Annotated in this window: 24 protein-coding genes and 1 pseudogene; 17 read left to right on the forward strand and 8 right to left on the reverse strand. The window is 42.0% G+C overall.

The window, feature by feature from the left end; translation table 11 throughout:
- Positions 1-257 precede the first annotated feature (257 nt).
- The 5 genes and pseudogenes from B3V56_RS12815 (at position 258) to B3V56_RS12830 (ending at position 4,997) form a co-directional block, all read left to right on the forward strand.
- On the forward strand, positions 258-1,586 hold the full coding sequence (locus tag B3V56_RS12815) for an FAD-dependent oxidoreductase (RefSeq protein ID WP_289283476.1): 1,329 nt from the start codon (positions 258-260) through the stop codon (positions 1,584-1,586).
- Between the two features lie 84 nt (positions 1,587-1,670).
- Complete coding sequence (locus B3V56_RS12820) at positions 1,671-2,528, forward strand: chemotaxis protein CheW (protein ID WP_289284367.1); 858 nt, start codon at positions 1,671-1,673, stop codon at positions 2,526-2,528.
- 341 nt (positions 2,529-2,869) lie between these two features.
- Positions 2,870-3,340: pseudogene (locus B3V56_RS14760) on the forward strand (methyl-accepting chemotaxis protein); the annotation flags it as partial.
- A gap of 63 nt (positions 3,341-3,403) precedes the next feature.
- Positions 3,404-3,781, forward strand: a complete 378-nt coding sequence (locus B3V56_RS14765; RefSeq protein ID WP_414673351.1) for a CZB domain-containing protein — start codon at positions 3,404-3,406, stop codon at positions 3,779-3,781.
- A gap of 262 nt (positions 3,782-4,043) precedes the next feature.
- On the forward strand, positions 4,044-4,997 hold the full coding sequence (locus B3V56_RS12830; RefSeq protein WP_289283480.1) for a helix-turn-helix domain-containing protein: 954 nt from the start codon (positions 4,044-4,046) through the stop codon (positions 4,995-4,997).
- On the opposite strand, the gene B3V56_RS12835 is transcribed toward B3V56_RS12830, so the two are convergent.
- From B3V56_RS12835 to B3V56_RS12850, 4 genes are all read right to left on the reverse strand, one after another.
- On the reverse strand, positions 4,944-5,672 hold the full coding sequence (locus B3V56_RS12835) for a cytochrome c oxidase assembly protein (RefSeq protein WP_289283481.1): 729 nt from the start codon (positions 5,670-5,672) through the stop codon (positions 4,944-4,946). The two genes, B3V56_RS12830 and B3V56_RS12835, sit on opposite strands and share 54 nt — an antisense overlap.
- A gap of 4 nt (positions 5,673-5,676) precedes the next feature.
- Entirely contained in the window at positions 5,677-7,689 is a 2,013-nt protein-coding gene (locus B3V56_RS12840) for a primary-amine oxidase (protein WP_289284368.1), read from the reverse strand.
- 109 nt (positions 7,690-7,798) lie between these two features.
- The gene (locus B3V56_RS12845; protein ID WP_289283483.1) at positions 7,799-8,146 is read right to left on the reverse strand and encodes a hypothetical protein; all 348 of its coding nucleotides are present in this window, start codon (positions 8,144-8,146) and stop codon (positions 7,799-7,801) included.
- A gap of 11 nt (positions 8,147-8,157) precedes the next feature.
- The gene (locus B3V56_RS12850; protein ID WP_289283484.1) at positions 8,158-8,409 is read right to left on the reverse strand and encodes a hypothetical protein; all 252 of its coding nucleotides are present in this window, start codon (positions 8,407-8,409) and stop codon (positions 8,158-8,160) included.
- Positions 8,410-8,673: 264 nt separating this feature from the next.
- On the opposite strand from B3V56_RS12850, the gene B3V56_RS12855 reads away from it, so the two are divergent.
- Positions 8,674-9,552, forward strand: a complete 879-nt coding sequence (locus B3V56_RS12855) for a sugar phosphate isomerase/epimerase family protein (protein WP_289283485.1) — start codon at positions 8,674-8,676, stop codon at positions 9,550-9,552.
- Positions 9,545-10,558 (forward strand): fatty acid desaturase family protein, encoded by a 1,014-nt coding sequence (locus tag B3V56_RS12860; RefSeq protein WP_289283486.1) that lies wholly within the window; start codon positions 9,545-9,547, stop codon positions 10,556-10,558. Before B3V56_RS12855 ends, B3V56_RS12860 begins: the two co-directional genes overlap by 8 nt.
- A 19-nt stretch (positions 10,559-10,577) precedes the next feature.
- Here B3V56_RS12860 and B3V56_RS12865 read toward each other — a convergent pair whose 3' ends face one another.
- Positions 10,578-11,189, reverse strand: a complete 612-nt coding sequence (locus B3V56_RS12865) for a TetR family transcriptional regulator (RefSeq protein WP_289283487.1) — start codon at positions 11,187-11,189, stop codon at positions 10,578-10,580.
- Positions 11,190-11,639: 450 nt separating this feature from the next.
- Between B3V56_RS12865 and B3V56_RS12870 the strand changes: the two genes are divergently transcribed.
- The 8 genes from B3V56_RS12870 to B3V56_RS12905 all read left to right on the forward strand — a co-directional run bounded on the left by B3V56_RS12870 (position 11,640) and on the right by B3V56_RS12905 (position 17,725).
- Positions 11,640-12,215: a hypothetical protein gene (locus B3V56_RS12870; protein WP_289284369.1), complete on the forward strand. Its 576-nt coding sequence runs from the start codon at positions 11,640-11,642 to the stop codon at positions 12,213-12,215.
- Positions 12,216-12,278: 63 nt separating this feature from the next.
- A complete protein-coding gene (locus B3V56_RS12875; RefSeq protein WP_289284370.1) occupies positions 12,279-12,659 on the forward strand; it encodes a DUF6602 domain-containing protein in 381 nt (126 codons plus the stop codon).
- A 32-nt stretch (positions 12,660-12,691) separates the two neighbouring features.
- Complete coding sequence (locus B3V56_RS12880) at positions 12,692-13,429, forward strand: transposase (protein ID WP_289284371.1); 738 nt, start codon at positions 12,692-12,694, stop codon at positions 13,427-13,429.
- 118 nt (positions 13,430-13,547) lie between these two features.
- A complete protein-coding gene (locus B3V56_RS12885) occupies positions 13,548-14,741 on the forward strand; it encodes an IS4 family transposase (protein ID WP_289284372.1) in 1,194 nt (397 codons plus the stop codon).
- A gap of 96 nt (positions 14,742-14,837) precedes the next feature.
- A complete protein-coding gene (locus B3V56_RS12890) occupies positions 14,838-15,227 on the forward strand; it encodes a hypothetical protein (protein WP_289282079.1) in 390 nt (129 codons plus the stop codon).
- 78 nt (positions 15,228-15,305) lie between these two features.
- The gene (locus tag B3V56_RS12895) at positions 15,306-15,866 is read left to right on the forward strand and encodes a WG repeat-containing protein (RefSeq protein ID WP_289284373.1); all 561 of its coding nucleotides are present in this window, start codon (positions 15,306-15,308) and stop codon (positions 15,864-15,866) included.
- A gap of 279 nt (positions 15,867-16,145) precedes the next feature.
- Complete coding sequence (locus B3V56_RS12900; RefSeq protein WP_289282081.1) at positions 16,146-17,171, forward strand: sodium:calcium antiporter; 1,026 nt, start codon at positions 16,146-16,148, stop codon at positions 17,169-17,171.
- Positions 17,172-17,215: 44 nt separating this feature from the next.
- Entirely contained in the window at positions 17,216-17,725 is a 510-nt protein-coding gene (locus B3V56_RS12905; RefSeq protein ID WP_289284374.1) for a hypothetical protein, read from the forward strand.
- Positions 17,726-17,769: 44 nt separating this feature from the next.
- Here the strand turns inward: B3V56_RS12905 and B3V56_RS12910 are convergent, their stop codons facing one another.
- The 3 genes from B3V56_RS12910 to B3V56_RS12920 all read right to left on the reverse strand — a co-directional run bounded on the left by B3V56_RS12910 (position 17,770) and on the right by B3V56_RS12920 (position 20,455).
- Positions 17,770-18,519 (reverse strand): hypothetical protein, encoded by a 750-nt coding sequence (locus B3V56_RS12910; protein ID WP_289282083.1) that lies wholly within the window; start codon positions 18,517-18,519, stop codon positions 17,770-17,772.
- 64 nt (positions 18,520-18,583) lie between these two features.
- Entirely contained in the window at positions 18,584-19,453 is an 870-nt protein-coding gene (locus B3V56_RS12915; RefSeq protein ID WP_289284375.1) for an HD domain-containing protein, read from the reverse strand.
- Positions 19,454-19,498: 45 nt separating this feature from the next.
- Positions 19,499-20,455 (reverse strand): hypothetical protein, encoded by a 957-nt coding sequence (locus B3V56_RS12920; protein WP_289282085.1) that lies wholly within the window; start codon positions 20,453-20,455, stop codon positions 19,499-19,501.
- A 403-nt stretch (positions 20,456-20,858) separates the two neighbouring features.
- Here B3V56_RS12920 and B3V56_RS12925 point away from each other — a divergent pair, with 403 nt between their 5' ends.
- The gene (locus B3V56_RS12925) at positions 20,859-21,611 is read left to right on the forward strand and encodes a hypothetical protein (RefSeq protein WP_289284376.1); all 753 of its coding nucleotides are present in this window, start codon (positions 20,859-20,861) and stop codon (positions 21,609-21,611) included.
- A gap of 162 nt (positions 21,612-21,773) precedes the next feature.
- Complete coding sequence (gene sbmA, locus B3V56_RS12930; protein WP_286304339.1) at positions 21,774-22,994, forward strand: peptide antibiotic transporter SbmA; 1,221 nt, start codon at positions 21,774-21,776, stop codon at positions 22,992-22,994.
- Positions 22,995-23,148: the final 154 nt, after the last annotated feature.

Here is a 23,148-nt window from a genome sequence, read left to right on the forward strand (position 1 = left end):
GTCAGCTTGAACTCGATCAGGGTGATGAATATCTGGATGGCGATAATGAAGAAGGCGAGGACGACGAAGATGTTGATACTCAACAGCAGGATCGATTGCAGTCAATATTGTCTTCGATACCGTCTTTTTCGCAAATGAATAAGAAAAAAGATGAGGATTAGTCAGTAGGTTTCATCGCCGCGTTTCATCGCTATTTTTTGACTGCGGTGAAACGCTGATTCTGTTAAAATCGCCGGCAGTTTTTGCTGGGATAAAAAATGACAGAACAAGTCCATGATGTAGCCATTATCGGTGGTGGCGTATGCGGTACAGCACTGATGTATTTGCTCACTGAATACACCGATATACAACATATCGCTCTGGTTGAAAAATACGACCATGTTGCCAAAGTGAACTCTAACGGCAGAAATAATAGTCAGACGCTTCACTGCGGTGATATTGAAACGAATTACACCCTTGAGAAAGCCGCTAAGGTCAAAGCCGCAGCTCAGATGATTGTCAACTATGCTGATGAGCTGGCAGAACGTGATGAAATCATTTTTAAATACCCCAAAATGGTATTGGGCGTGGGTGAAAAAGAGTGCGCCATGTTACGTGAGCGTTTCGAACGTTTCCGCACCGTTTTCACTTCAATGCAGCTGCTGGAAAAAGAGCAAATCGCTGAGATCGAACCCAATGTGGTGATGGTCGATGGCAAGATGCGTGAAGAACCTTGTGTGGCATTGGCTGTGTTAGATGAATACTCAGCAGTGGATTACCAGCGTTTGGCTGAAAGCTTTGTCGATCAGGCACAAAAGCGAACAGATAAAGATCTCAAGCTATTTCTGAACAGTCACGTCGAAGACATCATCGAAAAAGATGGCGTATTTTCTATTGTTACTCAGAACGCGGTTATCAAAGCAAAAACGGTCGTCGTTTCTGCTGGTGGACACAGCCTGCTATTAGCCCAGCAAATGGGATATGGTCTGGAATTCTCATGTTTACCGGTTGCCGGTAGTTTCTATTTCACACCGCCCTTACTCAATGGCAAGGTTTACACCGTACAAAACGACAAATTGCCTTTTGCCGCAGTGCATGGTGATCCAGATGTATTGATTGAGGGTAAGACTCGCTTTGGACCCACTGCATTGTTATTACCCATGCTGGAACGCTACAACAGCAAAACCTTTTTTGAGTTCTTGCGTGTATTAAAGCTGGATTCACGGGTGATGAAAGTCTTCTGGGATTTGTTTAAGGTCAAAGACATTCGTAATTACATCTTGAAAAACTTCCTGTTTGAAGTACCACTGCTACGCCGCTGGTTGTTTATGAAAGATGCACGAAAAATCGTGCCATCTCTGCAATTAAAAGATGTCACCTTTGCCAAAGGTTTTGGCGGTGTTCGTCCTCAGTTAATTGATAAAAAATCATCTCAATTGATGCTGGGCGAAGCGAAAATCAACCCGGGTACAGGTATCGTCTTTAATATGACTCCTTCACCTGGCGCGACCAGTTGTCTGGAAAACGCCGAGCTGGATTTACGATTTGTGTGTGGGCGACTTGGAGCACAGATAGACGAAACCCGTTTAAGAGCTGACCTGCACTGATAAGACTAAAATTTGTTTCAGTCTTCGAATAAGCAGCCGATATAGCTTCATATAAGCATACTAGTTTTTCGATGGAGACAGCATATGACACTGCATTCTGCTCAGGCGGCTAATGCCGGTAAGGCATCAGAGAAGACACAGGTTTTCACCTTCTTTATCGAAGACATGATGTTTGGTCTCAATGTCGATTATGTGCTGATGCTGGGACAGGATGTCGACTCCGTCCAAAAGGTCCCGGTGGAAGAACGTGGTCTGAAAGGGGTGATTAAATATCAGGGTATTGTGGTGCCGGTATTGGATTTTGCCCACCGGGTGGGTGTTAACTCTGGTATCGATAGTAAGGCCAAAATCATCGCCGAATTGAAGCTGCATGAGCAGGAGCTCAATGAGTGGGTCAATGCGCTGGAAATGGCCGTCAAAAATAGCAGTGAATTCACATACTCTACAGACTTGAAAAAAAACCAATTCAGCCAATGGCGGAAGCAGTTTCAAACCAGAGATGACACTTTGATGGAGTTATTGTCTTTGTTTGATGTGACTCAGCAGACACTCTATGAAATGGCAGAACGTTTGCTTACTCTGAGCAATAGTGGCAACAGTCAGGATGCAATGGAATTATTGCGCCGCGAACGTGGTGCCACCATCCAGCGCATGAGTACATTATTTGCTCGTGCTGTTGAGCATTTACAAGCTGCTATGAGACAAGTCTTGTTATTCGTGACTGAAGATGGAAAAACGCCCAGATTTGCATTGTTGATAGACGAAATAAACGATGTGATTAGCTATGACGCGAGTGAGTTTCAGGCTAGTAATGCGGGCGCCCTGGCTCAGTTAAGTCAGATAGCAAAAGTACTGGATGGTATCTATACACGAGACAATAGCCCCGATTGTCTTTATTTCAATATTGATAAACTGATTGATGAGCCAATCTTAGTCACCTAACTTTTCAGTTTGGTTGAAGATGAACGCATGAGTCGAGCCCCGTTTATTTTTTTGCCCGTTTACTCCCCGAACTGTCTGTGGTTATAACTCATAAAACTTAGTAGTGTTTTGTGAGCGTTACTTAATGAACCTCTAAGGATGAATTAACTGTGTTTTCAAAAAAACTAAAACAACAAATAGCAGCATTAGAGCAAGAACTGAAAGAGAGAGAAAAACAACATCAAACGCAACAAAATGAGCTGATATCCCAGCTAGCTGAAAAAGAGAGTGAAATAGCGAGTTTAAAAAGCCAGCTCAGTCAGGATGAAGGACTGATAGGTGTTCAGTTAGAAGGCGGCAAGATGCTTCAAACTGTCCGTGATGGATTATTACAGAGTGCAACGAGTCTTAGGGAAGAGAGAGAAACGCTGGATCAGTTAAAAGAGATTTTTGCTCAGACCACACAAGCCGTTGAGAAATTAAATCAACGAGCTGAAACCATTAATGCTCATGCAAATGAGAGTATTACAGTTGTTGGGGTGCTAGATAAAACAGCTAACGATATCAATGTATTGGTCGCCACCATACAAGAAATCTCAGAGCAAACTAACTTACTTGCGTTAAATGCTGCGATCGAGGCCGCCAGGGCCGGTGATGCCGGTCGAGGTTTTGCTGTTGTTGCCGATGAAGTCAGAAATCTTGCCTCAAAAGCCCATGATGCCAGTGACAAGATTGAATCATTAGTCAGTCAGGTTCTAAATCAGACAAGTAATATCAAAGGCATGGTGCAGGACAATCAAGAAGGTGCGCGTGAAGTATCGACCTCATCAGAACAAATTGGGGCTGTAGTGAGTGAAGTGCTACAGCGTTCAAATCAAATGCAAAAGATTATTCTGATGGCATCAACGGCCTCATTTCTCAATACGGTGAAGTTAGATCACGCTGTCTGGAAAAATCAGATTTATGCCGCTATCGATACTGAGAATTATCAATTTTCCGTAAACGATCACACTCAATGTCGACTGGGCGAATGGTACTATCGCGGAGCGGGTGCCAGTGAGTACGTATCACTTAGTAACTATAAATCTATCGAAAAACCGCATGAACAGGTTCATGTTTCTGGTAAAGCGGCGATTCAAGCGGCAGCGAATGGTGATAAAGCAGAAACACTCAATATGTTGTCGGTGATGGAGCATGCCAGTATTCAGGTAGTCAGTGCCATTGATGACTTACTGGATGAATACTTCAATCAACTGCATCGCTACTCAAAATAAAAAATAAACATGCTTAACAGTGGGGCATCCTCTTTTGATGATGCCCCATTTTTATCAACTTAGCGGGAAATGCTCCAAATAAGGGCAGGCTTATTAAGATAAGCGCTCTCATCTATATTGATAAAACTCTTTGCTTGTAAATCAAAGTTATTGATTTTATTGAATTAATAATGCGAGGGTGGCCATTACACTTTGCCTCATTAAACAGCGGTTCATTTTTTGCTTAGATCTCTTATTCTTAGCCATTCTGGGGATCTACATCATGTTCAGTCAGTCCGCTACGTTTGATGATGTGAATCAACATGCTCACTCCCTGCAAAATTGGCCACAGGAATACGATCAAATAAGTGCGGGGCGGTTTGAAGGCTTTCTTGAAGATATTCAGCTGGATTCGGTTCGCGTGTTTAGAGAACGCATGAAGCAAAGTGTGGTTCAGGATACGCATACGCCGAAGGGTAAAATCAGTTTGATGATTCCACATCATGTTGAAACGAGTGATGCCTCAGAACAAGCACGTCAAATTTTGTCATCGGGTATTACCTTATTACCTTATGAAAGCGACTTTTCCTTTGTGGGGCCAGCCCAACTCGACTACAGCATTGTTTCCATTGACCAACAGACATTTGCCGAACTGTTGAGTCACGATACTTATACTCGACTGATTGGGTTTAAAAAAAGTTACGGTGTCAAAATGGACGCTGACATGCTCAACACCTTACGCCATGATCTGGCATTGCTCGTAGATAACCTGAGAGCTGTTAATAAGGCTGCGAGCTATGCTAAACAGTTATTCAAAGCGATAGAGGATAAAATAATCCAGTTTGCTTTGACTATTTACGAAAGCGAAGAAACACATAATAACTCGTTAAAACGTCTGGGCAATCAACACAACTACATTGTGCAGCGTTGTCATGAGTATGTGGCCTCCAGTGAAGGAAGTTGTGCCAGTATTGTGGATATATGCAAGGCCTTGTCTATCCCACACCGCACCTTGAATTATAGTTTCCATAAAGCGACAGGCACTTCACCAATGCAATATCTGCGAGCCGTAAAGCTCAATGCAGCCAAACGTGAACTAATAACAAGTGGTCTTTCAGTCACTGATGTGGCAGCTAATTATGGCTTTTTCCATATGGGCTATTTTTCTCAGGAATATCGTCGTTTATTTGGAGAAACGCCGAGCATGACGCGTAAACGCTACGCTGATCGAGTTTGATTGCCAGTAAAGGAAACCCGACACAATAAAGAGCAGACCACCGATAAATTGATCCTGAATGGGTGATAGCTGAAGCCAGGCGGGTAGATGACTTATCATCATATGATGATGGCTGGTATGTGTATCGGCATACATTGTGGGAAAGATAAACATCAACAGTCCCCATAGTAATAAGGGCATCACCACTGTGACATTATTTAATTTCTGCCAATAAGATGATTTTTGATGGTGACTGAGCATGGATAAACATAAGGCCAGCCCACTTAATGCCATTAACCATTTCATACCGCTATAGATAATGGCACTCTGCATTAACAGTGGATGGAATGACGGTAACATCCATACCCAGGTCAGTACTGCAAAAATGCTCATCAATAACGTAGTAGGCCAATGCGATACGGTGTTATGTGCTCTGATACTAGATGACTGTTTATGACGTAAAGCGCCAATCCATAATAATGGGGCAAAATGATGCACCATGACGCTTTGTAAACTGTGCAAGCTAATCGAATAGCGAGCCAAGTTATCAAACCACGGCAGCATGCCAAACAAAAATACCAGGTTACCAGTGAGAAATACGCCCGGTTTCGCCAGTAAGTTTTTCTTAACAGCCCATTGTTGCAGCGTGATAATGACTATCACGCTGCACAATAAATCCACTGAAACTAACCACATCTGACTATTCAGAACAGCAGCTTGAGCCAGATTTTACCGAACCGGTCACGGTATCAACGCTATGGTTATTCCCTTCAGCAGGCACATCCATTGCCGCATTACCCATAAAGAAGTTATTGGGTTTCAAGGTAAAGCCAACATACTCCACTGGCATGATGGGGAAGTCCTCTGGTTTACATACATGTGTGTGACCAAAGGTATGCCAGACCACGATATCCGTATTTTCAATCGGACGGTCTTTTTGCACGTAATACGGTAAACCTTCACCTTTATTTTGATTAGGATAAAAGCCGGACGCATTCATCTCGGCCGGATCATAAGGCGTTACCCATAAATGCTTTTTAGCAAAGCCAGCCCGCTTGGCAACATAACTATTATTGTGAGCCAGCATCACCGGGTTATGCTCAGCAACGAGTTTATAGCCGGTCGGATTACCCACGGCGTTGATGCTGTTGGGGTTGATAATTTTCCAGAACCGGCCGGTTTGACCATTGGCTTCACGAGCCGCTTCCAGTTCTGTTTTTAACACGGTAGCTTCTGTATTAAACAAATTGCCCCATGGGTTTTCATCTTCATCCATTTCGCGGGGCGTGAAGTTGGTTTCGACCACGGAATTATTTTCACCATCAAGCATCATATGCAGGCGAGCACTAAAGAAATGTTGATGAGTAGGCCCATAGATTTCGGGTGTCACCATACCACCGAACTTAGGTTTTTCACCGGGAACCAATGCGCCTGTCTGAATAATACCGGTCAGTTTAGTTTCTTGTTGAATGGTGCCATCCTGATATAAATACCAGTAAAACCCGTAATCATAGTTACCCACAGTACAGAAGAAGCTGATAACCAAACGACGTGAGCGACGCATTTCATAGGTTTCACTGCGGAACTCGTAATGTTTCCATAAGGTGCCGTAATCTTCCTCATGCATACAGACGGCATTTTTCATCAAGAATGGCACGCCATTATCATCGACGGTTGGAATATCAAAATAGCGAATCGCGCCCAGACAGTCGCAGCCCAGCTCAAGCTGATTAGCCAGGCGGCCAAGACCATATTCACCGCCATCAAACGCACATTTCCAATAGTGGTTCAGATTGGTGTCAGAGTAGGGTACCGCCATATCGTTGATACTGGCACGATAAATAATCGGGCGCAGACGATCACCATCCTGGTAACTTAATTGGTTGAGTACTAAACCTTCGCGTGGGTTATAGCCCAGACGGAATTGCCATTTCTGCCAGTTCACTTTCCAGCCATCAACAGTGAAGCTCACACCTTCCGGCTGAGTTATTTGCAGAGGTTTAAGATCATCACGTGGCTTGGCGAGTGATGGAGTGTCGTAGTTGTGTTTCGTTTTAGGGACGGGAATATTCTGACCATCATCTAACAACTCGATGACCTTGCCTTCATTTAAATCGATAATCGCCACCAGACCATCAATAGGTCTTGCATAGCCATTATCGACAATTTCATCACGAATGAAGGCCACGCCTCGCATTAAGCGTCGACCACGGTATTTTTCTTCATCACCAAAATAACCAAATGACCATGGGTCAATTTGAATGGTTTCAATATCTTTATCGGTTAAGCCACGACGTTTCACCGCTTCAATAAAACCAGGATCTGCCTGAACGATATCGACACAAGTGAAGAACTCTTCCATCATAATGGCCGGCTGGCCAGTCACTTCAGGATCAATCTGTTCCCAACGTGTAATACTGTTGGTATTCAGGTCAATCATCGCTTCATGAATATCACCTGTGGCTTTATCAAGTACCACCGCAAAGGCTTGGCGTGAAAATGACTGACCTTTTTCAAAAGCTAATACTTCCGCTTTTGCCGGTTCTTCAAGCTGCACATAAGGAAAACGACACTCAGCACCCAAGCCTTTTTCTTTTCTGAGTAAATCAGAAGCGATAGCAATTTCTTCTATCGTGAGTGGATCAAGTGGATGAATGGCTTTAACGCCAGGTGTTGTTTCGGGTTTATAGGATGTTTCTAATGCGTGATTCATAGTGACCTCGTCGTATTGTTTTTCTGCTATCAATACTAGTGAGATCTGAATAGACCAATATCGCAAAGTGGCAAAAATCGACATCCATGTTGTGCTGGAGAGTCTGAGTTTAGTCTGGCGCTTCTATTCTTGGTTTGTTAAAGCCTTTTTGTTCCATGCAATTTTCAAAAGCGGGGAGGTTACCACTGCTAGTTTCATGGCAGTCTTTTACGGCTGATTTCAGCTGTTCATCAACTTCTTTAGATGGTGCTGGTACAGATGACTGTGGCTTTTCATCAAATCCCTTTTGCTCCATACAGCTATCGAATGATTCAACACTACCCTTGGCAGAATCACGGCAGGACTTCATTGCGTCTTCCAGTTCTTTAGGCACCATGCTGTCATCAACAGCATAAGATGGGGCCACCATGGCAAAAAGCAGTGTGATAAAAACACCTGATATACATTGTTTATGCATAAAAACTCCTTTTAAAAGTTATTTTCTGGCACCGGGTTTGATACCAAATAACGGGCAATATGATTGCCTGTGAGCCCTAAATACTCGTTTTTATTAATAATAAAGTAGGTTTTATCTTGATACTGAATTTTTCTGGCTGATGCTGGCAAAGATTTTTCAGCGTTTGGGTCATTTGAAAAATCAAAAGTAATAATCAAATACTTAGTCATTAAGCGTGTTTCCATAGTCATAGCAAAGTGTTTCATCAATTCTATTGCTGACATAGGTTAATGCGGGTTTAGAAAGGTAAAGTTTTATTACCACTTCAACTTCTCTTTGCTTTTTGATATCGCCCCAAAAGTTAACATCGCCAGCACAAACCCAGTGCAATAAAGACCTTCTTCATCGCCACTTTTAAATTATCAGACACAAGGCACTCTCTGCTATGTAAGTCATGATAAGGCTTTGATGGCTATTGATATTTATACATACACTTTGGCATGTTGTTTGCTGCATTCATATTGTTTATTAATGAAGAGACCATACAGATGACAATGAAGCTAAAGAATTTCAAAACAGTCTGGGGTCATACCGGTACTATTGAAGAAGCCGTTACCATGGCAAAAGAAGCTGGGTTTTCAGGTCTGGAAGCACCTGCCAAACATGACGATCCAAACCATTTCCCAGCACTGCAAGCATCGATTGAAAAACACAATACTGAATGGATTCAAGAAATCTGCACCGCCGGGTCTTATGTACCGAGACGTCGTGCCAGTGTGGAAGAACATCTCGCTGATCTGGAATCACAAATCATTTTAGGTAAATCGCTAAAACCCAAATTTGTCAATGTGATGGGTGGCTGTGATGCCTGGCCAATTCAAACTAGCATCGACTTCTTTAAAGCCGCTATGGATATTGCAGATAAACATGGTGTGTTATGTTCCTTTGAAACGCATCGTGGCCGTAGTTTTTATTGCCCATGGAATACCATGGCGATTTTAGAGCACCTGCCTGATATCAAAATCACCTGTGACTTCAGCCACTGGGTAGTAGTCAGTGAACGTTTAATGGATAGCGAATGGGATGCTATCGAACTCGCCGCCCAGCATGCTCATCACATTCACAGTCGGGTAGGGTATGACCAAGGGCCACAAGTACCACATCCTGCAGCACCAGAATATCAAGCGGCTTTAGAAAGTCATCAACGTTGCTGGGAAGCTATTTGGACAGCCCAGTGTGCACGTGGTTATTCGGAAACCACCATGACTCCTGAGTTTGGCCCAGATGGTTATTTGCACCATCTGCCATTTACCAATGCCCCCATTGCAGATCTCTGGGAAATCAATAGCTGGATAGGTCATACCGAGCAGCAGCATTTTGAACAATGGAAACAAGCAACCACATTAGCTGAGGTGTCTCATGGCTAACGCATTTCAACTTCGTGATCCCGCCGGGGCGAAATACAGTATCGGCGTATTGGCATATATCACTGTCACCTATTTTGGTGGCTGGGCAGCGATGTTTGCCAATAACTGGATAATTAATATTCTGGGCATGCTGGCCTGTGCTCACGGCATGATTATCGCGGCTTATTTATTACACGAATGTGGTCATAACGCCTTATTTAAAGACAATAAGGATAATGCCAAACTCGGTAAAGTCCTTAACTGGATTACCGGCAGTTGTTACGGCCGCTTTGAAGATATTCGTTATAAACACATGCGTCATCATGTCGATAACTGTGATCCCGTCGTATGGGATTACCGTAGCTTTTTAAAACGACATCCAGTTATGGAAAAGGTCGTCAAAGCAGCGGAATGGGCTTATATTCCCGCCATTGAAATCATGATGCACACCATGTTGGTGTTTGCGCCATGGGCTATTGAATCAAAGCGTGATCAACGACGTCGGGTTTTGACAGTGGTATTAATTAGAGGCGCGTTATTGCTGGCGGTGTTGCTGATTAGTGTCAAAGCCTTTGTGTTATACGCCGTTGCTCAATGCGTGTTGTTGACTGTACTTCGTTTTATGGACTGTTATCAGCATAACTATGAAGTGATTTTTAATCTGGATGATCCGGATGCCGTGTTCCCTCATCGTCGTGATTTTGAGTACGAGCAGGCCAATACCTACAGCAACTTATTGTCACATCGTTATCCGTGGCTAAATATGCTGGTGCTGAATTTTTGCTATCACAACGCCCATCATCAGAAACCGATATTGAACTGGTATGAGCTACCGGCTTTACACAAAGAAATGGGTGAAAAAGTCGCACCACAAACACTGACTTTCTGGGAGCAAGCTCGCTCTTATCACAAACATCGTGTCGCTAGAATTTATGCTGAAGAATACGGTGATGATGAAGTAACAACATCACTAAAAGAGGGAAGAGCGGTAGGAGTGGATGCCTTAAGTTTTCTCACTGCCTTTTAATAAAAAAAGCCCTTGGTGTTTACTGAGGGCTTTGTAATAAACGCACAAACTCAGTCACATAAAATTCGATATTGTCCTCAAGCTGATTAAGCTTGGGATTCACCATCCAACTTTGTGTCACACCCATCAGATAGCTATACATAGACATGGCAACCACCTGACTATCAGTGCTGGCTTTGCTATCTGCTTGCTGGCGATAGCGTTCAACAAAACCAGCAAAAGTGCTGATGAGCGACACCGTTAAGGCGCGTTCACGCTCCAGTGATGGCGATACCGATTCCGTGTATTCGGTTTTATTCAACAAAATCTCAAATGACTGACGGTAATACGTATCCTCAAATAATAAACTCAGCCACTGGCGGGCAAAGTTACTCGCCGCTTCGATGGGCTCCTGACTGTCATCACACTGAGCAATCAGCTTTTCTAATGGCGCCTGAGAATAGGCCAGAATCTCTTCAAATAACTCTTCTTTATTAGCAAAGTGCCAGTAAATCGGTCCACGCGAGCAACCCGCCTCATCAGCAATCAACCGTAATGTCGTACCACTATAACCACGCTGACCAAATAACTTTAACGCCGCATCAATCACTTTCTGTCGGGTTTTCGCTGCGTCTTCTTTGCTTCGTTTCATGAGTATTTTTCTTGGAGAAAATCAGATAGTAGCGTGAGGCTGGAAATGCTTCAAATATAAAGGTGTGAATGGTTGTGGCTAGGGTAAATTTATTCCGTTTTATTGCTTAGTATCAAAAATTGTGAAATATTCAGTTCAATACTGTCGAGATTGGAGAGCTTAACGACTATAGCGCCTCGTCAGCATGAAGGATTCGATTTAACTTAAAAATGGAGATTTTGCCATGCTAATTGCCTCTTCCTTGAAACAAATTTACAAACAAGATAACAAAAGCTCGGCACTATTTTTCCAACCCAGCTCAAGTTTTAGGCCTTATAATTCCGAGTTGTGAGGTTAATTTCTTTTATAGTCAATATGTTATGGTTGCCAAAAATGAATTATAAGGCCGCCTGTTTAATATTTATTATGAGGCCACTGGCCTCATAAAGCACACTGTTAGGTGTCACTAGCATGACAATTGATAGCTCAGATTATTACTACAACCCAGAGCACACGAGTTTTACATTTGAAGAACGAACGGGCGATCCAGATTCTTTTTCGACCGCTATCGGCCGAATTGTTCTAAATTTCTCTGAGCTAGAAATGCAAATCTCCAAAGCCATTGTTCTTTGTCTTGGAGCAGATCCAGAACGAAGCTCCATAGTCATTTCAGAGCTCTCTTTCCGAAGCAAAGTCCATGTCCTAGCATCCTTAGTTAAATTTATGGCGCCTTCAACAAGGTTTAATACAGGCAATGACGACACACTGGAATGTTGGAGAAAAATAGAGCGTCAATGCTTTCGAGCAGAAGAAAAAAGAAATCAAATTTTGCACTCTGAGTGGTCTGGGCCTTACCTTAGCGAGTTAAAGGCAGAAAGAATTAAATCTACAGCCAAAGCAAAAAAGGGTTTCGTTAGAACTACCGAAACAATTAATGATGCTGATCTACTTGATATCGCAGACTACATTATTTATGTCGCAGTTCAGCTTGAAGAGTTTTTCTTCGAAATTACGCCTAACAAATCATTCAAGGAGGGACCGCCCTAATCGAAACCAAGGGGTTAGATACTGTCTGACCCCATTGGTTCTACACCCTTATTAGGTAAGTAAATGAGTATCATATCAAAAAAATTCAGCGCGAAAATAACAACTTTAAAGGCAGAGTTTGAAGGCAATAGAGATGTTGTGCATCAGGGAATAAAAGGCGGGTTAAACGAAAGCGAGCTTTCCGATCTAATTAGAGACGTTATCCCAAAGAGATATAAATTTTCGAAAGGAATTATCGAAAACTCAAGAGGTGAACAGTCAAATGAAACGGATGTTCTCATCTATGACGATGAAATACTTCCTTCATATATGAAAAATGAACTCACCTTTGTTCCTGTCGAAGCTGTAAAGTACAACTTCGAAGTTAAAAGTACTTTGAATGCGAGCTGTAGTGGTTTACTGATCCCGAGAAATCATGGGGTCAGCCAACTTGATTTACTCTAGCTTCTTAAACTGATGTAATAAACTTAACAATAATGTTCTCGCTACAAGGATGTAACGACATGGCTAGACTTCCCCGTTTGGTGTTGCCCAATCAGCCTCTGCATATCATGCATAGAGGTAATAACCGTCAAGATATATTTGAGAATGAAGAGGATATGGCACGTATTCTCAGTGATATTAAAGAGTCACTGTCCAAAGCTGACTGTCATCTTCATGCCTATGTCATCATGACAAATCATTTGCATTTACTTCTTACACCAAAAGACAAAGACGAACTGACTGTATTTATGCAGTCGATGACAAATCGTTACGTCAGATATTTTAATGCAGGCCGAAAACGCACCGGCACCATTTGGGAAGGGCGTTTCAAATCCTGTTTGGTGGATAGTGATAATTACCTTTTCACACTATACAAATACATTGAAATGAATCCTTTAAAAGCAGGCATGGTGGAAGATCTTCAAGAATATCGCTGGTCTAGCTATCATCACAATGCGCTTGGTAAACAGGATCCGTTGATAACTGAACACCCACTCTATCTTGAGCTGGGAAATACCAAAAAAGAGCGCGGTGTATGTTATCAATTAATGATGGACAAAATAGCATTAGGAAATGAAAATCAAAACATTACTGATGCCACCATGAGAGGAGAAGCTCTTGGTAGTGAAAAGTTTCAAGATTGGGTCTGCAAACAAGCTGGGCGGCCTGCTGTGTTAAAACCTCACGGAGGGGACAGGAAGAGTGCTGAATATCAAAATCAAGTTGGCTGACCCTGACCAATCCCCACGAAAGGCACAATAAAAACAATGAACTAAAACCCAAAAAAAGGAACTCTCACGATATTTAACGATCGGATCAGTCACCACACTTATCAAATCAGGAAATACCATGAGAGCCCACACTATTTTGAATACATTCTTAAATGATGTCACGCCCAGCATGCATAAAGTTCGACGAGCCAGCTTATGTGCGGTATTAAGTAGTGTAGTGTCAGGTAGTCAACTATCCATTACCGCTATTGGCCGTAATATTGATAGTAAAACAAGCGAGAAACATCAAATAAAACGCAGTATGCGTCTCGTGAGTAATCCACATCTTTACCATGAAATCGGGGCCATTTATTCGGCTTTGGCGATGCGGTTAATTGGTCAACAAACTCATCCCGTTATTTTGGTCGACTGGTCTGATTTAGATCCTCGCAAACAACACTTTTTATTACGGGCATCAGTGGCAATTGATGGCCGCTCACTGACCCTGCACGAGCAAATCTATACCGTAGCTGAAAAAGACAAACCCACTATTCATAAACAGTTTATGGAAAGACTTAAAGCCATGTTGCCGGTTGATATTAAACCTATTATCGTCAGTGATGCGGGTTTCCGACTACCTTGGTTTCAGCTCATTACTTCCTTAGGCTGGGATTATGTTGGACGGGTTAGAAACAAAACCATGTGTCAACAACACGAGGAGGATGACTGGTTTTTAACACGTGAACTTTATCAACAGGCCACCACACGAGAAAAGTATTTAGGCCAATATAGGATGAGGCCTAAGAACAGCTTTATAACGCATCTTGTCGTTTATAAACAAATAAGCAAAGGCCGTAAAAAGCTCACAGCAACAGGTGAATGTTCACGTGCCAGTTCCAACTCACGTTCTAATGCCAGCCGTGAGCAAGAGCCCTGGTTACTCGCCACTTCATTAACGTGTAATAAAATAAGAGATACCAAAAAGGTAGTGAAACTCTATCGAACACGAATGCAAATTGAAGAAAGCTTTCGAGACTTAAAAACAGGGCTCAACTTTAATGTAAGCAAAACACGCAAGTTACATTATCTCTGTGTTTTATTACTGATTGCCATGCTAGCTCAATACGTTCTATTTTTGCTTGGAATGGTCATGACACTGACTAAAAGTCATCTTGGTTATCAAGCGAATTCGATTAAAACACGGTCTGTTTTATCCTATCAATATATTGGATTGAGAGCATTTCGAGATCGACGATTACGATTAAAAAAACGAGAATGGGAAGCAGCGAATAAAAAAATACAGTTGTTGATGCAGGTGCCAGTTTATGACTAGATTATTTGTGGGGATCCGTCAGTAGCTGACCCCTTGATCTATGATCTATTACCTTGATCTAACGTTGATCTAAGATAGGCGTTAGGTGTTCTGACTATGCAAATTGAAGCTGTACTTTATCTACTTTTTTTATTCGGATTGCCGTTTGTAGTTTATGTACTATCTAAAGAAAATCTTTTACCTGTAAAAGGTTTAGGTAAACTTGCAGGTATTAGTTGCGTCATTCTTTATGTGTTCATAGTTGGTTCAGCCGAGCTTACCAATTATCAACTTAAACAAGAGCTTGATTCTTACGATTTAGATAAGGATGGAAGTTTTTCCGATGCTGAGTTTACCTCTGACGCAGAAGAAGCAATGAATCGTTACATTCAAGATACAGGGCGAACTTTTGCACCAATAACCGGCTTCATATTCTCTTTTATCTATGTTGGGTTATTTTTTGGCATAATCAAACTATTTAATAAATATGTACTTAAACACACCTAAAAGGTAGGCAAAATCAGCTGTAAGAAGCGCGGCCTGGACTCGCTAACGCTGACCTTTGCGACCGGGGTTATAAGGTCTATGAAAAGAGTCATCTCAACATTCATCATGATTTTTATTGGCTCAGTGCAGGCTGAAGACTTTGGATCTTGTGGTTATCTTCCAAAGAAGACTGAGAAGTATCAATATCCAGAATGGGAAGTGTTTGATAGCTGTGCTTCTTATGCCGCTGGTGTGTTGCGAATATCACCAGAGCATAGAGAGAAACTTCATTTTGGAACTGAAGATTTGGCGGTATTTTTCATATCTGGTCAGTATTTCTACGTGAAACCGGATGGCAGATTTCTGCCTGTCATGTTCTACGATAACGGTGCTGACTATTTTCAAGAAGGATTAACTCGCCCCCAGAAAAACGGGAAAATCGAATTCTATAATAAGCATTTTGAGTTGATACTTTCACCTGACTATGATTGGGTATGGCCATTTCATGAAGGTTTGGCCCTTGTCTGTAACGGTTGTATTCTTACTCCAATGGAAGATGGCCACCAAGCACTCGAAGGTGGCTTATGGGGCTACATAAACAAGAAAGGAGAGGAAGTGGTACCGGTCAAATACAAGTCTTCTGAACTTCCTCGCCAGTAAAATTATTAAGAAAAGTATGTTGCTGATGCAATATGTTGACAGGGAACGCCGTCCAGCCCTATGTTCAGACTATTATCACTGATAGGGCTAACATAAAAGAACTTTAGTCTGCATACTAGTAGAAGCGGTGTTTATCAAAGATGCTGACTGGTCCTTAAAAATCAATAAGTAAACTAATCGCTTAATCAAGTATTCATCATTTCACACAATAAGCTAACGCTCATATGAGGTGCGGAAAGTGCGAAATAACACAATCAAATTAACAGGCTTTTCTCTCTCATGATTGATTTGTTCGTGGGATGGCCAGCAGCTACCTACATTAGCTTCGCTATTTGTACCATTATTATTTTATTTGTTGGTGTGCGTATCACTCGGTTAGCTGATGCCTTGGGAAAACGTACTGGGATAGGATCTGCCTTATTTGGTGCCGTACTTTTGGGCGGTACCACTTCACTACCGGGCATCATCACGTCAGTGAGCACAGCTTGGCAAGGTTATGCGGATCTTGCTGTCAGTAATGCGGTGGGCGGCATTGCTGCACAAACGACCTTTTTAATATTCGCTGATATGATTTACCGCCGTGCTAACTTGGAGCACGCAGCGGCCTCACTTGAAAATTTAGTTCAATGCACTTTGTTGATTGCTCTGCTGTCGATTGCCTTGGTGGGATTAACGGGGCCCGATGTCACTATTTTTGCCATTCATCCCGTGTCTATCATTTTATTACTGTCTTATGGCTTTGGTTTACGCCTAATTTCCGATACTCAACATCAACCACTTTGGTTTGCTTCGAAAACCAAAGAGACCAAGCCAGAAAGTGAGACATCCATCCCAGAAGGTAAGTTATCAATTTTATGGTGGAAATTTAGTGGCTATGCTGTGGCTATTGCTTTTGCAGGTTATGGCATAGGTGAGACTGGTATTGCCATCGCCAGAATCACAGGGCTTTCCGAGACAGTGGTTGGGACGCTATTTACTTCTGTTGCCACGTCACTACCTGAATTAGTGACGGTTTTGTTTGCTGTTCGGATGGGGGCGCTTACATTAGCTGTTGGCGATATTATTGGTGGAAACAGTTTCGATGTGTTGTTTTTAGCCTTTTCTGACTTTGCTTATCAAGATGGCTCAATCTATCACGCCACAACACAAGACACGGCATTCATACTGACCATTAATTTATTGATGAGTACGGTTCTTCTACTAGGTTTATTGCGTAGGAAGCGAAATGGTATTGGCAATATTGGCTTTGAAGGCTTTATGGTGCTAATACTGTATGCATTGGCCGTTGTTGTTGTGACCAGCTAAGCGCATATGAAAAATACTATGCAGTTGAATGATGAGGTGAGTCTATGAAAAGGGTGATTTTATTAGCGCTTTTGCTGTGTCCGGTCATGTCTTTGGCATCATCAGAGCAAGCCTTAATGTCTCTTCTTAAAGCCTCAGCAGGAAACGTTCAACCATCATTAGAAACTCAAAAAGCATTAGAGACGCTTAAACAACATAACATCATCAAAAATGAACCTGATATTGTTGCCGATTACAATCATATCTACATCGCCAACAAGCCGTTACCGGTATTAGGTGGGGTGTTGTTGGCTTTAGAGCATGAGTATCTTGAAGATTGGATAGGGTGTTGTGTCAATCCTGGCGTGGCTCTGGCTCTGCAGGTGAAAAAGGATAAGGATGACTCATCTGCGTTAGCGTCGTTTGCTAAGGAAAATCATTGCAAAGTGATGCCTTTTGAACAGTCTTTCATGACAAAGGATCTAAAAGAGGCTGCCTTTGACCATCTCAAAAAAGAAGATATTTTGGTGCTGTCCTGTAAGTTAAGTGATAGGACTTATGAGTCTAGGGAGTAAACTACTACAAGCTGATTTAGGATTAGACTGACTAACTTCAGACTTTAATGTTCATTAATATAAGGTAACTGCTCTTGTAGTTCTTTTAATTCTTTTCTGTGGTCATATAAATCGTCAAGCTCTGAGTCTAATTGCTTAATCTGTACTAGTAGTTGTTCTAAATATTGTGATTTTGACATCATGTGACAACCTTCTTTCAGATCGGCGTCCAGATGGTTTTGTAATTCTTCAACGGTATTAATGAATGCCCCATTGTTCTTCTCAGCAGGGTTATAATCATTGATTAACAAGATAATGTCATTGACTGAAACGGGGACATTGATGTTCTTGTATTGACCATCAGCGATTTTTATTGAGGCTGGTTTTTGGTTTTTGGGATCATAGATAACGGGTATTATTTTGTTGATTCTTGCACCATATAATTCTGCGTAGCCTGGTTGTTGTGGATTTTTACTACCAGTCATGGCTTTTTTAGCAAAGTTGTGAACCTGTTTAATGTGCATCGTGGTGTTTTTGTCCGGCCAGTTTTCGTTTTTAGCGTCAACAATAACGGCAATATGAATACCCGCCTTTTGCTTTTTGAGATGTTCATCGTACATTCTCCAAAAGGTCTGGTAATCCAGCGGTTTTTTTAGCACGGGGATTGGTAGAAATTGTCCCTCACGTGCCTTTGCTTTAATCACTTCAGGTTCAACTTCAAATGTCAGCTCTTTTGGTTCAGCTAGCACCTTCGGACCGAAACTGACAACAAAGACCGCTATTAATGAGTACATCACATTGGCTGATTTTTTCATTTATATGCCTTTAAGTAAGCTTGAGAATACATACATTTATCCGTTCCTTTTTCATTGAATCTGCTTAATCCGAGTTATCTAGGTGTGACTGAAGTATTTCAATGGCTTTTGAATAACGCTTGGAAAGTGATGTTGCTTTTTCAGGAGGGAGGGATTTAAGTCTTTCAGGATCTGTGTTGTCGATCAGGTCACACAGTTTGACTTGGATTGCACCTAATGGACCCGTCTTGGCCAGCTGTTGAATGCGTTGTTTATACGTTAGCCCATCATCAGCTTGTTTGGTGACAGTCTCGACAATGTGGATTGTCTTGTCCGAATAACCTCGCTCTCGTAATGCCTGAGGAGTGATGCCACAATCCTCTATCACATCATGTAGCAGGGCGGCATGACGCACATCTTCATCTGCATCTGGAAACAGTTTTTGTAATCGCATATGTACACGTAGAGGATGTTGTACATAGGGCTGCCCAGCTTTATCTGTTTGTTTGGAATGGAGCTTGATAATCCATGTTTTTGTATTATGGATTGACCGCTCAATCTGCCATGATGCCCATTGTTCATCGCTGACATTGTCGTCATTGAAAATATCGTAAACGCCCAAGCTGTACATTTGCTCAGCTAAATTTGCATGCAATTCATCGTCAACATCAGGAAGGGCCTTACCGTCTGTATCTGTAATACAATTAGTGATCAGGAAAAGCTGATCTCTATAGATATCCTCATGCGGAGGAGCCCCCCAGACATGATCCATTATTTCACTTAATGACTGAAGCTTATCAAGCCGCTGTTCTTCCGGGCCAGGGATACGATATAGTAATTCGGTGTTTCGATAATTGTTAGCACAGTATCGAACAATCGCTTTGATTGCCTCCCATTCACGGGTAGACGCATCAATGGTGGCGAACGCATATTCTGTTCGGGTGATGGAAATCATAGCTGTTTTGCAACTGAGTAATCTGTTTTATAAGATTGAGTCATCTTATTGTTGTTCTTTTTGTTTCATGACTTCCTGGTAGCCTTCCTTCACTTTTTTATCGCCTTGTAGGGCTTTCTCCCAAGCCATTTCTTCAAATGATTTAGCTTGTTTTCTAAATTGTTTGAAGTCTTCCATGTATTGAGCACCTTTTGCTAAGCTCGATTTGGAGCCTGATGAATCACTGTACTGCGAATGAGCATTTTTGAGAGATGAGAGGGCTTGTTTATTATGAGTTAATGCGGAATTGAAATAAGCTATCGCGTCTTCATTCAAGTTGAGTGCTTCAAAAAATATTGGGTTTGCTGTGTTGGCAAAGAACTGTTTGTAATCTTCACGTCGTTGCAATGCACTTTGCAGTGGCTTTTCGATTTTTTGAATAGCAACTTTTACTGCTTTCATAAGCGTTTCGACGCCCGTTATCAATGACCGATTAGTATTGTTGTGGTTTTCTTGTTCAAAAGCATATGATCCTTTATTGACGTCCTTCCAATTTCTATAGGCCAGATCTTTAGTCAGTTTTACTTGGCCTTGATCATCTATATTGAAACCTAATCTGTCAGGGTTGATACGCTCATCAGCAATGCCACCTTGCTTAGGCCTAAATCTAAAATCTATCACCTGTTTGTTATACAAGGCAGCATGAGGAAACTTCGGACATATTTTTTTGATTTCAGGAATGATGGTTTGCTGTAAGTAAGTAGCAGGGTTAGAAGTCAGAACCGACTGTCTGACTGCTTTATTGTCGAACTCAACGACTACTCTGACATAAGGATGGGAGCACCATTGACTGCCTGATGAGTAAAAGGAAGACATGGTGGTGAATCCTTTGCCTTCATGCAAAATGAAGTCATTCAAATCGTTATAGTAACGCTCACTTTTATCCTGTGCGCTCACCTGACCACAACACATTAAAAGAGCTAGCAATACCAAGATAGGTACATCTGATCGATTTTGCTTCATAAAAGAATCCTTTTTTATTTTAGCTAATGGTGTGGTGACAAGATTAAGTCAATGCATTCATTTTAATGGTAAGTGAGAAATGTGCAAATTCATATAAATCATAAGGTTACGGTTTAGTGCATATTGCTGGCTGGCCCGGCACTGACAGTACTGTTAGATGTACGCCTAAACCATTATGTTTATCAGTAATGACACTGTAAGCAAAAGTGTTATAGATTGATGGCAAATAGGCTGTTACTTATTTGTAAGATTCAATATGAATGAGGCAGATTGCTCACCTAATCTGCTCGCTCAACTGCCCTCAACACTCAGTTAATCAAATACGTTTAATCTAATGGATATGGAAGGATGACACCATTCTTATGATGTTAACTGCGAATAAATAATAGAGGAATATGTGATGTTGAAACTGTTATTACCGGTCGTGCTTTTTTCTTTAAGTTCGGTGAATACTCATGCTAGCGATATACGAAAAGAAAATCTTGGCAATGTTGAAGGTGTGATGGCTACCGCTCACGGGTATTGGAAAGGTGATCAAATCTTCTTCAGGCACGACGAAAGTTTATACAAAATAATGCTTTCAGCTTATACCAACACCGGGGCCTTTGACGCGGATATGCCATTGCAAGTGAATATGTCAGGGACAAAAAATACTTTATGCTCTACTTATTTTCTCGACAAGGACTATTCGTATGATGAAATGAAGGCGTTTGCTGAACAGTATTTGAGATCAAAGGTCAGGCTGCTTAATGTCCATCAAGTCTATTTAAACAATAAACGGTTGCACTGTACCTTTACTGATTTTGACGTGCTGGCGACGCGACAGGAACTGGCTGAGCAACGAGAAAAAGAGAAGCAAAAAGTCATTCAGGAAAGAGAGGGCTTTAGCTTTGAAGGTGATTTGGACGTGCAAGTGCCTTATCTCACGCTCAGATTTAAAGGGGTCAACACGCCTCGTGTTCTAGATGGCGAAATAACAACTGAAACACTACATCATTATTGCGGTAATACCATTCCCTACACACAAGCCATGAAAAAAGAGCAATTGCTTGAGATTAGACAGGGCCTGAAACAATCTGGTGGTAAGGCAAAGCTGAATAAGCTAAAAATTTCGGATGGCAAATGCACTTTGGAAGAGATTGTTCCTGTACGCTAGTTCGAACACAAAATGACATTTTTCTGCTACCGCTATTCTTGTATGGATGCAGTGATAAGCACAAATAGGGAAATTATTCGATAACATCGCGGTCGAAAATGTCTTTTGCTGGGTTCAAGCCCGATATAATTAACTGTTAATTTTATTTAAGGATTTACCTCTGTGTTTCGTTCCTTTTTCCCTCAGCCTAAACTGTTTTTTCTATCAGCACTTATCTGGACAGCCATTGTGGTGGCCTTTTGGTATCTATTAGGTGACGATATCGGGCGTTGGTTAGGATTTAATTTGCCGGATGGTGAGACCGAGCCCGTTATCGGCGTCGGTTTTTTTGTGACACCGCAGTTCCTTTGGTTTTACTGTTATTACCTGTTTGTCTCTGCTGTCTTTGCTTTGTTCTGGTTCACGTATTCACCGCATCGCTGGCAGTGGTGGTCAGTTGTCGGTTCCCAGCTGATTCTCTTTACAACTTACTTTTCAGTTCAGGTCATGGTTGCCATTAATGAGTGGCGACGCCCGTTTTTTGATGCCGTGCAAAATGCACTGAGTAAGGAGGGGAGTGTCACCTCAGACCTTTTATATGGACTGATTATAGATTTCGCTTCCATCGCTTTTGTCGCCATTATTGTGCTGGTGATGACAAACTTCTTCGTCAAACATTATGTGTTTCGTTGGCGCACAGCGATGAATAATTATTATGTGTCTCGTTGGGAAGAAGTGAGAAATATTGAAGGTGCTTCGCAACGTATCCAGGAAGACACCATGCGTTTTGCCTCCATTGTTGAGGACTTGGGTGTCAAAATCATTGAATCAGTGATGACACTGTTTGCCTTCTTACCCGTATTATTTGCCTTATCGAAATATGTCACTGAGTTTCCATTAATTGGTCAAATACCGGCACCTTTGTTTAATGCGGCGCTAGCCTGGTCAATTTTCGGTACTTTGGTGGTGGCTATTGCCGGTGCTAAGTTGCCTGGTCTTTATTTCAAAAACCAGCGTGTGGAGGCGGCCTATCGTAAAGAGCTGGTTTATGGTGAAGACCATGCTGATCGTGCTCAACCACCGACACTCAGAGAGTTATTCGGCAACGTCAGGAAAAACTATTTCCGTCTTTACTTTCACTATTGCTATTTCGATATCTTCCGCTACAGCTATCTGCAAGCCGATAATATTTTTGTCTATGTGATTTTGATACCAACCATTGCCGCGGGGGCCATCACGTTTGGTCTCTTGCAACAAATCCTGACGGCATTCGGGCAGGTCTCAAGTTCATTTCAATACTTAGTTAATTCCTGGGCGACGATCGTTGAGTTGCAATCCATCCATAAACGTCTGGCTGGATTTGAGGCGACGTTTGAGGGACGGAAGATGCCAGAATTAGCGTGATTCATTACTGGAGAATGTGCTTAAGAAACGCTTTGCGTTTGCTCTGTAACGGTTAACGAGATAGCTCTGATGCTAGCTTTTGATAGGCGGTTTTTATATTGAATTGAAACGATAAAATTCATATCCGTTGTAGAAAAAGAACGGCATAATATGG

The sequence above is a fragment of the Methylophaga sp. UBA2513 genome, assembly GCF_002341285.1.
In the GTDB taxonomy this organism is placed as follows: Bacteria; Pseudomonadota; Gammaproteobacteria; order Nitrosococcales; family Methylophagaceae; genus Methylophaga; species Methylophaga marina.

Bases quoted from the DNA above. Each gene is read 5' to 3' on its own strand.
- B3V56_RS12815 (WP_289283476.1), top strand. From the start codon at position 258: ATGACAGAACAAGTCCATGATGTAGCCATTATCGGTGGTGGCGTATGC.
- B3V56_RS12820 (WP_289284367.1), top strand. From the start codon at position 1,671: ATGACACTGCATTCTGCTCAGGCGGCTAATGCCGGTAAGGCATCAGAG.
- B3V56_RS14765 (WP_414673351.1), top strand. From the start codon at position 3,404: ATGGCATCAACGGCCTCATTTCTCAATACGGTGAAGTTAGATCACGCT.
- B3V56_RS12830 (WP_289283480.1), top strand. From the start codon at position 4,044: ATGTTCAGTCAGTCCGCTACGTTTGATGATGTGAATCAACATGCTCAC.
- B3V56_RS12835 (WP_289283481.1), bottom strand. From the start codon at position 5,672: ATGTGGTTAGTTTCAGTGGATTTATTGTGCAGCGTGATAGTCATTATC.
- B3V56_RS12840 (WP_289284368.1), bottom strand. From the start codon at position 7,689: ATGAATCACGCATTAGAAACATCCTATAAACCCGAAACAACACCTGGC.
- B3V56_RS12845 (WP_289283483.1), bottom strand. From the start codon at position 8,146: ATGCATAAACAATGTATATCAGGTGTTTTTATCACACTGCTTTTTGCC.
- B3V56_RS12850 (WP_289283484.1), bottom strand. From the start codon at position 8,409: ATGTCAGCAATAGAATTGATGAAACACTTTGCTATGACTATGGAAACA.
- B3V56_RS12855 (WP_289283485.1), top strand. From the start codon at position 8,674: ATGACAATGAAGCTAAAGAATTTCAAAACAGTCTGGGGTCATACCGGT.
- B3V56_RS12860 (WP_289283486.1), top strand. From the start codon at position 9,545: ATGGCTAACGCATTTCAACTTCGTGATCCCGCCGGGGCGAAATACAGT.
- B3V56_RS12865 (WP_289283487.1), bottom strand. From the start codon at position 11,189: ATGAAACGAAGCAAAGAAGACGCAGCGAAAACCCGACAGAAAGTGATT.
- B3V56_RS12870 (WP_289284369.1), top strand. From the start codon at position 11,640: ATGACAATTGATAGCTCAGATTATTACTACAACCCAGAGCACACGAGT.
- B3V56_RS12875 (WP_289284370.1), top strand. From the start codon at position 12,279: ATGAGTATCATATCAAAAAAATTCAGCGCGAAAATAACAACTTTAAAG.
- B3V56_RS12880 (WP_289284371.1), top strand. From the start codon at position 12,692: ATGTTCTCGCTACAAGGATGTAACGACATGGCTAGACTTCCCCGTTTG.
- B3V56_RS12885 (WP_289284372.1), top strand. From the start codon at position 13,548: ATGAGAGCCCACACTATTTTGAATACATTCTTAAATGATGTCACGCCC.
- B3V56_RS12890 (WP_289282079.1), top strand. From the start codon at position 14,838: ATGCAAATTGAAGCTGTACTTTATCTACTTTTTTTATTCGGATTGCCG.
- B3V56_RS12895 (WP_289284373.1), top strand. From the start codon at position 15,306: ATGAAAAGAGTCATCTCAACATTCATCATGATTTTTATTGGCTCAGTG.
- B3V56_RS12900 (WP_289282081.1), top strand. From the start codon at position 16,146: ATGATTGATTTGTTCGTGGGATGGCCAGCAGCTACCTACATTAGCTTC.
- B3V56_RS12905 (WP_289284374.1), top strand. From the start codon at position 17,216: ATGAAAAGGGTGATTTTATTAGCGCTTTTGCTGTGTCCGGTCATGTCT.
- B3V56_RS12910 (WP_289282083.1), bottom strand. From the start codon at position 18,519: ATGAAAAAATCAGCCAATGTGATGTACTCATTAATAGCGGTCTTTGTT.
- B3V56_RS12915 (WP_289284375.1), bottom strand. From the start codon at position 19,453: ATGATTTCCATCACCCGAACAGAATATGCGTTCGCCACCATTGATGCG.
- B3V56_RS12920 (WP_289282085.1), bottom strand. From the start codon at position 20,455: ATGAAGCAAAATCGATCAGATGTACCTATCTTGGTATTGCTAGCTCTT.